This window comes from Nitrosospira sp. Nl5, from assembly GCF_900102495.1.
GTDB lineage: Bacteria > Pseudomonadota > Gammaproteobacteria > Burkholderiales > Nitrosomonadaceae > Nitrosospira.
Window position 1 is genome coordinate 89,341 of sequence record NZ_FMVQ01000011.1, and the last position, 14,458, is coordinate 103,798.

Genomic DNA, 14,458 nt, shown 5'->3' on the forward strand with positions numbered 1-14,458 from the left:
AACACAATTTATTATATGATAATACGAACAATTCTCGTTATTGTTCATAAATTAAATATAGATGGGAGGGGTGAATGCTTGTGGACCAGCAGACCGTTGATTTAAGTAGCGTGTTTGTCGCTCATCAGGCGCAACTGCGCCGCGCTGCACTGAATATCGTGCGCAATCCCGAGCGGGCGGAGGATGTCGTGCAGGACGCCTATCTCAAGGTGACTGAAACAGCAGGGATATTGAACATCAAGCAGCCATTGGCGTATCTCCTCCAGATGGTGCGCAATCTCGCCATTGACCGTCATCGGCGCGCTGCGTTCGAGGGCGGGCTTTTCGAGCGGGAGGAAGAGGGGTTCCATGTTCCAGCCCTGATAGGAACGCCAGAGTCAACGGCAATTAGCCGCCAGCATCTCGCGCTGATTGCAGGCGCTTTATCCGAACTCCCTGAACGGACGAGACGGGTTTTCGAACTCTATCGCCTCGACGGTCATACTCATTGTGCGATCGCTTCCAAACTGGAAATTTCGACTTCTCTAGTGAACATCCTGATCCACGATGCGATGGATCATTGCCGGGCCGCCATCCAGTCAATGTAATCGCATTTCTCGATCGTCATCCCACTTTATCAGCTACAATTATCTTATAGGATTAATGGTTAATTCGGACTAAACCAGAAAGATGCCGGACGTCTTCATAGCGGGTTGATCCAATCACCAGGTGAGCTTTATGGGGGACTCCCAGCGTGACGATGTAATCTGGCAAACCGCGGTGGAATGGATCATCCGTCAGCACGAGTCGCCGTTGGACGCCGCTGCTGAGAATGAATTGATTGCCTGGCTGAAAAAAGATCCCGCCAATCGCGCTGCTTACGAGGAGGCTTCCCATTTGTGGCTACTGACCGGTCTGATTCCGCACTCCGATAAAGAGTGAACAGTCATCCATCTTCCAGGTTGCCGCAAATTGCCAGCCGCCACTTTTCTCGCTATTTCCATCATTCCTGTATTTGATTAGTAATTTAACCTGCTAAAAATACAGGCTCCTGCCAGTTTCTCTTGTATTTTCCTTCTCCTGATTCGTCTAGTTGAATAAGAAGCATTCTGATCTACCGGATCGGGGCATTTCTATTTATCAAATCTAGGAATCTTTTATGACAAGTTGTTTCGATCGTGAAGATGGAACCTTCCGGGTCCTGATGAATCACGAAGAGCAGTATTCGATCTGGCCGGAATGGAAAGCGATACCTGGTGGCTGGCGTGATACGGGGATGGTTGGTGACAAGAAAACCTGCTTGGAATATATCGAAAAAGTCTGGACCGACATGCGTCCGTTGAGTCTGCGGCGCTTCATGGACGAGCAGGCGCCGGGTGTAGTCCAGTAATGCCTGCGCCGCTGACGCTATTCAGCTTACCTTGCGCAGGTGCCAGTGCCGCCATGTATCTGCGTTGGCGGCGCAGACTGCCCTCGTGGGTGCAGATGCAGCCGCTCGAATTACCTGGCCGGGGTGGGCGTCTGCATGAAACTCCCGAAAAGACTTTTGCGGCGCTGGCTGCCAGATTGTGTGACGAGCTTGGAACGCATCCTCCGCAGCGATATGCACTCTTCGGGCACAGTATGGGCGCCTTGCTGGCTTATCGCATTGCCCACTGCATACGCTCCAGAATGCAGGCGTTGCCCGTCGCGTTATTGGTATCAGCTTGCGCCGCACCCTCTCAGCAGGATTGGAAACGCTACGCCGATAAGGAGAGTGAAGCCTCTCTCATCGCCGATCTGCGGAAGCAGAACGGGACGCCTGAGGAGGTGTTCGAGAATCCCGAACTGCTGTCTATGACGCTGACTTTGCTCGCCGCGGATTACCGCATCTGCGCAAGTTTCCGTTATGAGGAATTGCCGCCGCTACCGATACCAATTCATGTTTTCGGCGGGCGCGCCGATGAGATTCATAAGTCCAGGCTAGAGAAATGGCGAGTCGAAGGCACTGGTGGTTTCTCCCTGGACCGGTTTGACGGAGGCCACTTTTTTCTTAGACAGCACGAAGAGGCATTTCTTCCCGTTCTGGTACAACGTTTGGCAGGAAATCCTGTCGAGGCACCCAATGCAGCGCTTGTCTCTGCCTGAGACTGTTCCGTCCACCATCGAAGTCTGGCAGCTCAAGCTGAACCTCCTGATGCCAATATCGGATTCGGATGTGTCCCTGCTGAGCGAGGATGAGCGCACGCGTGCGCTACGTTTTCGCAGACACGAAGACCAGGTGCGCTCGATTGCGACGCGGGCGGCTCTGCGGCGAATGCTGGCTTCAAGGGTAATGCTGCCACCGGGCAAGCTACACTTTGCCGTGAACCGTCATGGTAAGCCCAGCCTGCGGGAGGAGGCGGGGATCGAGTTCAATGTTTCGCACGCAGGCCACTTTGCACTGATTGCACTTTCGACCAGCGATCAGGTCGGCGTGGATATCGAATACCGCAATCGCCGGATAGATTCAAAAAATCTGGCTGAGTATGTCTTCTCACCGCTGGAGCGCCGGTCCGGATTGAAAACGGCTGACGATTTCATTGATCACTGGGTTGCAAAAGAATCCGTGCTCAAAGCCCTGGGTCTGGGTATTTCCGAGCATTTGCAAGCGATTTCCGTCTTGCCGGGTGATGGGGAAAGCTACCGGATCGCATATGACCGTCCCGAATGGGCAGGTATAAGGGCTTGGACAATTGAAGCGCCTGATTGTTACGCCGCGGCACTGGCAGCGAAAAGCAGTGATCCAGCTACTGATTGTCGCGGAACGTCTCGGCAACAGAAGAGAATGATGTGAAGCGTAATACGTAAAAAGCGTGATCAGCATCGGTTGTCGCATGATCTTTGATTGTTCCAACAGGTTCCGGATAACCAACGGAATAGAGGGAAACAGGAATTTACGATGAAGGCAAGATTAATCTCGCGTCGAAATTATCCAGCAAATATGGTTACGCATTTGCTGACACTGGCATCGACACGTCCTCACGATACGGCGCTGATCGTGGTGCGGCCGGAGGGTCCCGAGAATGACGGGGCCGTCGATAAGAAGCTCGACTATAGAATACTGGATCAGCATGTTCGCGCGCTTGCCGCCGCCCTGCAGGAACGATTCTCGCCAGGTGAGCGGGCGCTACTACTGCTTGATAACGACGAGCATTACGTCATCGGATTCTTCGCCTGCCTCTATGCCGGCCTGATCGCTGTGCCCGTTTTTCCGCCTGAATCCGTGCGCGAGCGGCATCTGGCACGGCTGCTCGCAATCGCGTCCGATGCAGAAGCACGTTGCATTCTCACCACAAGCGAAATCCTGCCCCTGATTAGTGATGCAGCCATCGCGCAATTTGATCAAGCTGTGGTGATCGCGGTTGACGCAGTAAAGCTTGATGAGGCTTCGGCATGGCGCTCATATACGCCTCAAGATGATGATATCGCGTTCCTGCAATATACCTCAGGGTCCACTTCTACCCCAAAAGGGGTCATGGTCAGCCATGGCAACCTGATGGTGAATGCCAGGGCTTTCGAGCAGAGCATGTCAATCTGCGCAGAGGACATATTCGTCAGCTGGCTCCCTCTTTACCACGATCTGGGTTTGATCGGGGGTGTGTTGCAACCTATCCATCGCGGTATTCCAGTGGTGCTGATGACGCCCAAGTTTTTTATCGAACGGCCGGTACGTTGGCTAGAGGCGATCTCCCGTCATCGTGCTACAGTCAGTGGAGCCCCAAATTTTGCTTTTCAGCTATGCGTCGAGCGCGTCAGGACCGCCCAGTTGCAAGATCTCGATTTGTCGAGCTGGCGGGTCGCATTTTCGGGTGCGGAGCCAGTGAGGCACGCCACCATGAACGCCTTCGCTGAATGCCTCGCACCGGCAGGATTCGCAGCAGGCGCAATTTATCCGTGCTATGGCTTGGCTGAAGCCACGCTTTTGATTACCGGAGGCACGCGCGGGGATGGCGTGGAGGGACATCGCTTCTCTGCTGAAACGCTGGCGCAAGGCCGGGCGGAGGTGGCCGAGCGCGGCACCTCCCTGGTGGCTTGCGGGGCGCCGGTACCGGGCCACACGGTAAGAATCGTCGAGCCGGAAACGTTGAATCAATTAACAGATGGGAATATCGGCGAAATCTGGATCGGCGGGCCAAGCCTTGCGCGCGGCTACTGGCGGCGGTCACAGGAAACGTCGGAAACTTTTGTGAACCACGAGGGCGAACGCTGGCTGCGAACCGGAGACCTTGGCTTCCTCTACACCGGGCAATTGTATATCGCGGGGCGGCACAAAGACCTCATTATCATACGTGGGCAGAACATTTATCCACAGGATCTTGAGCAGATAGTGGAAGAAGAAGTCGAGGCGGCACGGAAGGGGCGAGTCGCCGCATTTTCGGTGGAAACTGCGGCGGGCGAAGGAATCGGTGTTGCGGTTGAAATATCCAGGGGCATGCAGAAACTCATTCCGGTCGAGACTTTGGTGCAGGCGTTGAGCGAAGCGGTCAGCGGCAGTTGCCATGAACCTCTGTCAGTGGTTGTGTTATTGAATCCAGGCGCTCTGCCAAAGACCTCCAGCGGAAAACTGCAGCGCGCCGCATGCGCGCGGGGGCGGCGTGAGCGTACGCTGGATGCCTATGCAATTTATGAACATGGCGGCTATGTATTGGGCGGGAGTGCTCAAGCACCGCAAACGTTAAAAGATGAAACCGAGATCGCGCTGGCGGCTATCTGGGAAGCGGTGCTCGGCCGCGGAGAATTTGGCCGTGATGAACATTTTTTTGCCAGTGGTGGCAACTCGCTTGCCGCAGTGCAGGCTGCCGCACGCATCGCCGATTACTGGGAGATCGATTTCGCGGTGCGTAGCCTGTTCGAAAATCCGAGATTGCACGAGTGTGCTCTAGAGATCAGGCGTTTGTTATCCATAGGCGCGCCTCGCCGCAAGGCCAGCATCAGTGTTTTGCCGGCGGGGCACAGAACCCGCTCGTTATCTTTGTCTTTCGGCCAGCAGCGTCAATGGTTCCTTTGGCAGTTGGATCCGTCAAGTACCGCATATCACGTTCGACATGCCCTGCGATTATCCGGTCCGCTGGATGTGCAGGCGCTGCGGGCCGGCTTTAATGGCCTGATCGAACGGCATGAATCGCTGCGCACGATTTTTCGCGCAGGATCAGATGGCTCCGTTGAGCAGGTGATTCAGCCGGTATCGCAGATTGACATCGCACAGGTTGATTTACGCGATGTGGCTGTTTCAGAGCGCGAAGCATGGGCGGCGGAGGGGGCGCAGCAGGTCATAGCACGTCCTTTTGATCTCACCCGGGGTCCATTGCTCCGGATCGCCCTGCTCCGAATCGCAGAAAAGGAAAATATCGTGGTGCTGGTCATGCATCACATCATCTCTGATGGCGCTTCGATGCAGATTTTAATCGATGAGCTTGCGGCGCGTTATCTCGCTCATGTGCAAGGAGAAACGTTACGTTTAGACATCCTGCCGATCCAATATGCGGACTATGCCGTATGGCAGCGAAACTGGCTGGAAGCGGGCGAGAAGAATAGGCAACTGACCTACTGGCGCGATTATCTGGGCAAGGAACACCCGATATTGGCGCTACCCGCGGACCGACCGCGGCAACCGGTAGCAAGTTATCAAGCGGCACGGCACGCCTTCGATTTGCCATCGGAAATATTGAACGGATTGCGCCGGTTGGCTCAGAACCGGGGAGCGACGCTTTTCATGACATTGCTGGCCGGGTTTCAGGCTTTGTTGTATCGCCATGCAGGACAACAGGATATCCGTATCGGGGTGCCGGTCGCGAATCGGAACCAAGCCGAAACCGCAGGTCTGATCGGCTTCTTCGTGAACACTCAAGTATTGCGCGCCCAGTTACATGGACGCATGATCCTTTCGGACGTTCTGGATCAAGTGCGGGAAGCTGCCATTGACGCCCAAGCTCACCAGGATCTGCCATTCGAGCAGTTGGTGGAAGCATTGCAGCCACAAAGAAGCCTGAGCCATAGCCCGCTGTTCCAAGTAACGATCAATCATCTGCTCAGGGACTATCGCGCCCTTTACCAACTCCCCGGCCTTACGGTGGCAGATTATGAACTCGGCGAGCAGGCAGCCCAGTTTGAACTAACCCTTGAAACAATCGAATCGCCGGACGGCAGTGTGCGTGCCAGTTTCATTCATGCCCGCGAGCTCTTTGACTTGCGAACTGTTGAGCGACTGGCCCGGCACTATGTGCACATGCTACGGACGCTGGCTGAACATCCTCACCGGGCAATTGGTGACGTTGACCTGTTAAGCGAAGCTGACAAGGTTCAACTCCAAGGCTGGGGAACCAATGAGTCGCATTTTCCGGTGGCACAGCCCGTGCACAAGCTGATTGAGCGGCGGGCGGATAGAAATCCTCACGCTGCTGCCGTGGTTTTCGGTGACACCGAATTAAGCTACGCGGAACTGAATCGCAGAGCGAATCGGCTCGCGCATCGACTCATGGAGTTGGGCGTAAAGCCGGAAATAAAGGTTGGAATAGCGATGGAACGCTCCATTGAGATGGTGGTCGGCCTCCTGGCCATTTTGAAGGCGGGAGGCGGATACGTGCCCCTGGATCCGGAATATCCGCCGGATCGCATCAATTACATGGTGGAAGATAGCGGCATCCGGTTGCTGCTGACACAAACTCATATCAAGGCGGGCATTCCTCATTCGTCAAAGCTGGACGTGCTCGAATTCGACACATTTGATCTAAATATCGGAATTGCGACCAACCCCGAGATTGCTTTACACGGTGATAACCTTGCCTACGTCATCTATACCTCGGGGTCGACCGGCAGACCCAAAGGTGTAATGGTTACCCACGGCCCTTTGGCAATGCATTTGACTGCCATCAGAGAAATCTACGATGTTCAGCCCGGGGACCGGGAGTTAATGTTTTTTTCGATGAATTTCGATGCCGCCGCAGAACAATGGATGACTCCGTTGTGCGAAGGTGGAACGATTGTGCTGTCGTCCGCACGCGGACTGGCGACCGATAGTTTCACCGACCTGATCGCAGCCCATGGGATAACGACGCTGCATTTGCCTCCTGCGTACTTGCGTCTGATCCTGCCGCTCAAGCGAGATAACGGCTCTTCCGTCCGCACGTGTATCGCGGGCGGGGAAGCATGGTTTGCCGCAGACCTTGCCGCGACCCGGGCGGCCTTCGAGAATGTTCGGCTTGTGAATGCTTATGGCCCGACAGAAACAATTATTACGCCAACCGCCTGGATAGACAGTGCTGCAGCGAGCATCGATGGAGACTATGCGCCGATTGGTCGCCCAGTCGGCGAACGAAATGTGTATGTGCTCGATACGGAGCTCAACCTCGCGCCTGCCGGAACCCCGGGTGAGCTCTATATCGGGGGACTGGGCCTGGCGCGCGGTTATCTCCATCGTCCGACATTGACAAGCGAGCGATTCGTAGCCGATCCATTCAGCCAGACAGGAGGACGCCTCTATCGTACCGGTGACTTGGTGCGTTGGCGGATGAATGGCCAGCTGGAATACGTGGGCCGTCTCGACCATCAGATCAAGATTCGTGGCTTCCGCGTCGAGTTGGGTGAGATCGAAGCGCAGTTGCTTGCTCAGACCGGGGTACGTGAGGCGGCAGTGGTAGCCCAGGAGAGCCGAAATGGTACGCGCCTGATCGCATATGTGGTGGCTCACGATGGTGTGCTGCTGAATTCGTCGATGCTGAAGATTGCGCTCGGTGCCGTGCTCCCCGATTACATGCTTCCCGGCGCGTTTGTGTTCCTGGACGCGCTTCCGCTCAGCCCCAATGGTAAGGTAGACCGTAATGCGTTGCCCGCTCCTGAGCAACCCGAGCAACCGGACTACGAGGCTCCGGGTAATAGGATGGAAGCGATGATTTCAGAGATATGGGCCGAAATTCTGGAGGTTCCTCGTGTGGGGCTGCACAACAATTTCTTCGATCTGGGTGGCCATTCGCTGCTGCTGATCAAGGTTCAATGCAAGCTGGAAGAGCGGTTGAAAACTCGCGTCACCATTATCGATCTTTTCAGATACACCACGGTCTCCAGTTTGGCCCAGTTTCTCGGCCAAGAACACAAGGAGCATTTATCGCTGCCGCTCCACCAGGAGCGGGCGCAGCGGCAACGTGGCACTTTTATTCAATGGAAGCAGAAAGCAGGGAGGACTCATTGATGGATCATGTGGAAGAATCAACGGAAAGAGCCGATATCGATATTGCGATCATCGGGATGGCAGGACGTTTTCCAGGTGCGGACGATGTAGAGACCTTCTGGCGCAACCTTCGGGATGGGGTGGAATCTGTCACTTTCTTTACCGAAGAGGAGTTACTGGCCCGCGGCGTGACGCGCAAGACGTTGGATGATCCATATTACATAAAAGCGGGCGCCCAGCTGGACGGCGTAGACCTCTTCGACGCCTCCTTCTTCGGTTATACCCCACGTGAGGCAGCGGAAACCGATCCACAACATCGGCTCTTCCTGGAGGTGGCGTGGCAGGCTTTGGAAGACGCGGGCTATGACGCGACACGATGTTCCGTTCCCGTCGGTGTCTACGCAGGTTGCGGCGTCAATACCTACCTGCTGCTGAATCTATTTTCCAGTGGGTGTTTCTCGAACATGCAGGATATTTCTTCTTTACAAGGGTTGATGAACGGCAATAACAAGGACTCCATGACGACGACGGTGTCCTACAAGCTCAATCTGCGCGGACCCGGAATTACCGTGCAAACCGCCTGCTCCACCTCGCTGGCAGCCGTTCACGTCGCCTGCCGCGGGTTACTCAATTACGAGGCCGACATGGCAATGGCCGGGGGCGTCTGGGTCAATCTGTTGCATGACGGCGGTTACCATTATCAGCCCGGAGCGATCCTCTCGCCCGACGGCCACTGTCGTGCCTTTGACGCAAAGGCTGCGGGTACGGTTATCGGCACCGGCGTCGGCGTTGTAGTGCTGAAAAGGCTGGCTGACGCGCTGGCCGATGGCGATACGATTCATGCCGTGATCAAAGGGTCGGCAATCAACAATGATGGATCGGCGAAGGTGGGCTACACCGCGCCTAGTGTCGAAGGACAGGCAGAAGTCATTCTCGCTGCCCAGGCAATCGCGGGGGTAGCGGCGGATACGATCAGTTATGTCGAGGCGCATGGGACCGGGACCACGATAGGTGATCCCATCGAAATTGCAGCGCTGACGCAAGCATTCCGCGAAAGTACGAAACGACGCGGATTCTGCGGTATCGGGTCGGTTAAGACGAATGTGGGTCACTTGGATGCAGCAGCTGGCGTCGCCGGCTTGATCAAAACCGTATTTGCGCTAAAGCATCGAATAATTCCACCCAGCCTAAATTTTGAGCAACCTAACCCTGAGATCGATTTTTCGGCGAGCCCTTTTTATGTCAATACCACCAGCAGAGTTTGGCAGAATGGGTCAACGCCGCGTCGCGCCGGCGTAAGCTCCTTTGGCATAGGTGGCACAAATGTTCATGTGGTTCTTGAAGAAGCCCCGCCAATGGAACCTTCCGGGCCAGCCAGAAATTGGCAAATGCTGACACTTTCAGCGCGCAGCGGTGAAGCTCTGGAAGCGATGACCGTCCGTTTGAGGGATTGGCTCACAACGCATCCCGAGTTACCGCTCGCGGATGTCGCATATACGCTTCAGACGGGGAGAAAAGGCTTTGCTCACCGGGCAATCGCGCTTTGCAGCGACAGTGGCGGTGCGGCCAGCCTTTTGGGGAATCGCGATTCGACTGGCTTTCTCACCCGGCAGGTTGCCTTTGAGAACCATCCGGTAGCCTTCCTTTTTCCGGGTCAGGGCGCTCAATATGTCGATATGGCCCGTGATCTTTACCATAGCGAGCCCGTTTTCCGCCGCGAGTTTGATCGCTGCCTCGATTTGTTGAAACCGTATCTTGGTTTCGATCTTCTGACGCTTCTGTATCCGGGGCCCGATCAGGCTGATCGGGCCGAATCGTCGGCGCGGATCGGGCAAACGGAAGTCACGCAGCCAGCACTTTTTGTCGTGGAATATGCGTTAGCCCGGCTGTGGATGTCATGGGGTATCGTACCCGAAGCGATGATAGGCCACAGCATAGGTGAATACGTTGCCGCTTGCCTCGCGGATGTGTTCTCCCTGGAAGACGCATTGCATCTGGTCGTGATTCGAGGACGCTTATTGCAGAAAATGGAAGCTGGCGCAATGCTGGCGGTGGTGTTGCCCGAAACGGAGATAACTCCTTATCTCAATGCAAGCTGCGACCTTGCCGCAGTGAATGGACCGGAGCTTTGCGTCATTTCGGGCTCAACGGCAGCAATCGAGGCCGTGGACGGCAGGCTGGCGAATAAAGATATCGGAAGCCGGAGGTTACATGTTTCCCACGCATTCCACTCTTCGATGGTTGAGCCCATGCTGCCTTGTTTCGTGGATGCGGTCAGAAAGATTGGCTTGCGTCAGCCAAAAATTCCATTTCTTTCCAATCTCAGCGGGGACTGGATTACGTCGCAGGAAGCGACCGATCCCAATTACTGGGGACGGCATTTGCGCGGAACGGTACGCTTCGGCGATGGCGTGCACGAATTGCTGGGTAACCCGGCCCGCATTCTGCTGGAGGTTGGACCCGGGGAAACTCTGACTACCCTTGCAAAAAGGCATCCCGCCGCAAGGCCAGAGCAGCTCATTCTTTCGTCCTTGCCGCATCCCGGCAAGGCACATTTGCCAGAGAGCGGCCAAAAGCACTTATACCTGAGTCTCGGCCGGCTTTGGTTGAGCGGACTTTCAGTTGACTGGAAAGGTTTCCATGCCGGGGAAAGCCGGCGCCGTGTTCCATTGCCGACATACCCATTCCAGCGTCAGTCCTACTGGGTTAAGCCAGGCTCTGGAAATGCTGAAGGCCGTGATGAAGCAGAAAATAGAATGCCTGCGCGTATGAGTGAAGGGAATCAATCACACGTACGCGGGCTGGACGACTGGTTTTATGCGCCTTCCTGGCAGCGCGCCGACACGGTTACGATTAACGACGATTTCGCCAATTTGGCTGGACTGCTGATCTTTAAAGATGAGCGCCACCTTGGGGCGGAGCTGGTCGCGTATTTGTCTAGCAAGGGCATCGTGCCCATCGTGGTGTCGGAAGGTTCCGCATTCCGTCGGCAGGATAAGGATCACTACATCGTGCGCCCCGGAGAGCGACACGATTACGACCTTCTCCTGGATGCCATCCGCAATGACGGCAGAACAATCGGCCATATCTTCCATCTCTGGAGCATGACTACGGCCACCGAAGCGCGGTCTCTTACCGAGAGCTACACGAAAAACTTCTTTAGCCTGTTTTACCTTTCGCAAGCTCTGGAAAGTGTCAAGGCGGTTATTCCCACCGGCAAAAAAGCAAAAATTACTATTGTGACCAATCAGTTGGAAGACGTCGCGGGCAATGAACGGCTTCGTCCGGAAAAAGCCCTCTTGCTCGGGCCGTGCAAGGTTATTCCGCAGGAATACTCAAATCTTACCTGTCGTATTGTCGACGTCGAACCGCAGCCTGCCGACAGAATCGCGAAAACCCGGCTTGTCAAACAGATTCTCGCCGAATCACAAACCGATTCTGTCGCATCCATCGTCGCCTATCGAGGGCCTCATCGCTGGGTTCAAATTTTCGAGCCCATCCGGTGCCCTGCGCCAATACGAAACAGCCTCAGACAGGGCGGCGTTTATTTCATTACCGGCGGACTGGGTGGCATCGGCCTTACCCTAGCCGAACATTTGGCGGAAACCCGGCAGGCGAAGCTCGTGCTGTTGGGACGCTCGGAATTTCCGCCGCGGGAGAATTGGCCAAGGCTGCTGTCGACCATGGGCGAAGCGGATACAACGCGCAGCAAGATTGAGAAGGTCATGCGGCTCGAGGCCCTGGGCGCGGATGTGCTGGTATTGCGAGCCGATGCCGCGATCCAGGCCGAGCTGCAGACGGCCGTCACACGGGCGCATCAGCGCTTTGGTGCAATTCATGGCGTTATTCACGCGGCAGGAGAAGTCGGTAGCGGGCTTATTTCGGCAAAAACAGAGGCGATGGTCGCGCAGGTATTTGCTCCCAAGGTACAGGGAACGAGGGCATTGCAAGCCATATTCAAAGATGAACCTTTGGATTTCATGTTCTTGTGCTCATCGCTTGCGACAATCGCAGGCGGGCTCAACAAGGTCGACTATTGCTCAGCCAACGCCTATCTTGATGCCATTGCCCATGACGCTCACCGTGAATCAGTATTTCCCGTTGTTTCAGTCAATTGGGACAGCTGGCGAGAAGTCGGGATGGCAGCAGGCATGGCTATGCCGGACGGAGTGGGAATTTCGCCGAATGAGGGGGTCCAGGCTTTTGAGCGTATCGTGAACGGTGTGCTTCGACCTCAGGTAATTGTCTCCACTCTTGACTTGAACGCAAGGCTCAGCCAGACCCAGGAAGACTTGGTTGCTCAGCCTTTTACATTCGCTGATACCAAAAAACAGGGAGGTCAACAGAGATACTCGAGACCGGCATTGCAGACCATTTTTATCCCTTCCGAGAGCGAGTTGGAGAAGAAGATTGCAGAAATCTGGCAGAGCCTGCTTGGAATAGATGCTATTGGTATACATGACAATCTGTTTGAGCTAGGCGGAGATTCCTTGCTGGGAATACAACTGCTTTCGAGGGTCCGGGCAGCTTTCGGAATTGACATGTATCCGGCCGACTTTTTCAGGTCTCCCACCATTGCCGGCTTGGCGGAGCTGGTTGAAGCGAAACTGTTGGATGAGATTGAATGTTCGTGATTACCCCATTGGACAAGTAGCAAAGGCTTTCCGCATGATGTTTTACGGACTTAGCGCCCACGCACAAAGAAGGAACAAGCATGAGTAGCAGCAATCTTGCGCAGAGACGCGCGCGTCTAACTCCTGAGCAACGGGAACGGCTGGCGCAGCGGCTGGCGGGTATCGGCCTTCCCGCACAGCGCAAACCGGCCATTTCGCCCCGGGAGCCTTCGGATCGGGCGCCACTTTCCTACGCTCAGCAGCGACACTGGTTTTTATGGCAACTGGAGCCATTGAGCACCGCGTATCATTTGAGCGGGGGATTGCGGCTGACGGGCAAGCTGGATATTGAAGCGTTGCGTTTGAGCTTTGAGGCGCTGTTCGGGCGACATGAATCGCTACGCACGATTTTCCGGGCCAATGCGGAAGGATTGCCGGAGCAGGACATTGAAGCCGAACCGAAGCTGGATATTCCGATAATTGACTTCTCCGGTCTGCCGGCGGGGGAACGCACAACGCGGGCGCACGAAGAAGCCAGTCGGATAAGCGGCACGCCGTTTGATCTCACGCAAGGTCCCCTGCTGCGGGTTGCGCTCATCCGGATAGCATCGGAAGAACACCTTCTTGTGGTGGTGATGCATCACATCATATCGGATGCCTGGTCTAATCGCATTGTTATTGACGAATTTGTAGCAGGGTATCGCGCTCGCACTCAGGGACAAGAACCTGTTTTGCCTGCGTTGCCGATCCAGTATGCCGATTATGCAATATGGCAGCGCAACTGGCTGGAAGCGGGAGAAAAAGATCGCCAGCTTGCCTACTGGCGCGGCCAGTTAGGGGACGAACATCCGGTATTGCAGCTTCCCACCGACCATCCGCGGCCAGCTATCGCCAGCTACCGGGCCGCGGGCCATACTTTCACGTTACCGGCGACGCTGGTTGCGCGCTTGCAGCGCCAAGTCCAGAGTCAGGGCGCGACTCTTTTCATGGCCTTGCTGGCGGGCTTTCAGGCCTTGCTGCAGCGCTATACCGGACAGAACGATATTCGCGTTGGTGTTCCGATTGCCAACCGTCACCGGGTTGAGATAGAGAACATAGTCGGTTTCTTCGTGAATACCCAGGTGTTGCGCAGCCGCATTGACGGGCGCATGCCATTCAGGGCCATTCTCGATCAGACCCGTGAAGCGGCGCTTGGTGCCCAAGCCCATCAAGACCTGCCGTTCGAGCAACTGGTGGAAGCGCTACAGCCTGAGCGCAACCTGAATCAGAACCCGCTATTTCAGGTGATGTACAACCACCTGCGGGAGGACTACCGTGCGCTTGAGCAATTGCCCGGACTTGTGGTGGAAGAGCATGAGCTGGGCGAGCGGGCCGCCCAGTTCGAATTGACCCTGGATACCGTCGAGCAGCCTGATGACAGGCTGGAGGCGACCTTCACCTATGCAGCCGAGCTGTTCGAGCCGGAAACCATCAAGCGGCTGGGCGAGCATTACCTTCATCTTCTTGGGCAACTGGCTGAGCATCCTGAGCGCAACCTGGGCGACGTTGAGCTTCTTAGTGAAGCCGAGCGCGCGCAACTTAAGGCATGGGGCGTGAATGAGCGGCGTTATGGAGATGCCGAGCCTGTTCACCGGTTGATCGAGCGGCAGGTAGAAGCGCGTCCGGAAGCGGTGGCGCTGAT

The 14,458-nt window shown here is 55.7% G+C and carries 8 protein-coding genes; all 8 read left to right on the forward strand.

Going from position 1 to position 14,458, the window contains the following annotated elements:
- Positions 1–74: 74 nt before the first annotated feature.
- Complete coding sequence (locus BLP45_RS11120; protein WP_090372543.1) at positions 75–587, forward strand: RNA polymerase factor sigma-70; 513 nt, start codon at positions 75–77, stop codon at positions 585–587.
- Between the two features lie 130 nt (positions 588–717).
- The gene (locus BLP45_RS11125) at positions 718–921 is read left to right on the forward strand and encodes a FecR/PupR family sigma factor regulator (RefSeq protein ID WP_090372544.1); all 204 of its coding nucleotides are present in this window, start codon (positions 718–720) and stop codon (positions 919–921) included.
- Between the two features lie 217 nt (positions 922–1,138).
- The gene (locus BLP45_RS11130) at positions 1,139–1,369 is read left to right on the forward strand and encodes an MbtH family protein (protein ID WP_090372545.1); all 231 of its coding nucleotides are present in this window, start codon (positions 1,139–1,141) and stop codon (positions 1,367–1,369) included.
- On the forward strand, positions 1,369–2,106 hold the full coding sequence (locus BLP45_RS11135; protein ID WP_090372546.1) for a thioesterase II family protein: 738 nt from the start codon (positions 1,369–1,371) through the stop codon (positions 2,104–2,106). The genes BLP45_RS11130 and BLP45_RS11135 overlap by 1 nt, the downstream gene beginning before the upstream one ends.
- Positions 2,084–2,794, forward strand: a complete 711-nt coding sequence (locus BLP45_RS11140; protein WP_090372547.1) for a 4'-phosphopantetheinyl transferase family protein — start codon at positions 2,084–2,086, stop codon at positions 2,792–2,794. The genes BLP45_RS11135 and BLP45_RS11140 overlap by 23 nt, the downstream gene beginning before the upstream one ends.
- A 105-nt stretch (positions 2,795–2,899) precedes the next feature.
- A complete protein-coding gene (locus BLP45_RS11145) occupies positions 2,900–8,185 on the forward strand; it encodes a non-ribosomal peptide synthetase (protein WP_090372548.1) in 5,286 nt (1,761 codons plus the stop codon).
- The gene (locus BLP45_RS11150) at positions 8,155–12,798 is read left to right on the forward strand and encodes a type I polyketide synthase (protein ID WP_256327791.1); all 4,644 of its coding nucleotides are present in this window, start codon (positions 8,155–8,157) and stop codon (positions 12,796–12,798) included. The genes BLP45_RS11145 and BLP45_RS11150 overlap by 31 nt, the downstream gene beginning before the upstream one ends.
- Before the next feature lie 80 nt (positions 12,799–12,878).
- Positions 12,879–14,458: condensation domain-containing protein (locus BLP45_RS11155; RefSeq protein ID WP_256327792.1), on the forward strand; the 1,580-nt coding region annotated here is incomplete at its 3' end.

Excerpts from the sequence above, each read along its gene's own strand:
- BLP45_RS11125 (WP_090372544.1), top strand. The coding sequence starts at position 718 with ATGGGGGACTCCCAGCGTGACGATGTAATCTGGCAAACCGCGGTGGAA.
- BLP45_RS11140 (WP_090372547.1), top strand. The coding sequence starts at position 2,084 with ATGCAGCGCTTGTCTCTGCCTGAGACTGTTCCGTCCACCATCGAAGTC.
- BLP45_RS11150 (WP_256327791.1), top strand. The coding sequence starts at position 8,155 with ATGGAAGCAGAAAGCAGGGAGGACTCATTGATGGATCATGTGGAAGAA.
- BLP45_RS11120 (WP_090372543.1), top strand. The coding sequence starts at position 75 with ATGCTTGTGGACCAGCAGACCGTTGATTTAAGTAGCGTGTTTGTCGCT.
- BLP45_RS11145 (WP_090372548.1), top strand. The coding sequence starts at position 2,900 with ATGAAGGCAAGATTAATCTCGCGTCGAAATTATCCAGCAAATATGGTT.
- BLP45_RS11135 (WP_090372546.1), top strand. The coding sequence starts at position 1,369 with ATGCCTGCGCCGCTGACGCTATTCAGCTTACCTTGCGCAGGTGCCAGT.
- BLP45_RS11130 (WP_090372545.1), top strand. The coding sequence starts at position 1,139 with ATGACAAGTTGTTTCGATCGTGAAGATGGAACCTTCCGGGTCCTGATG.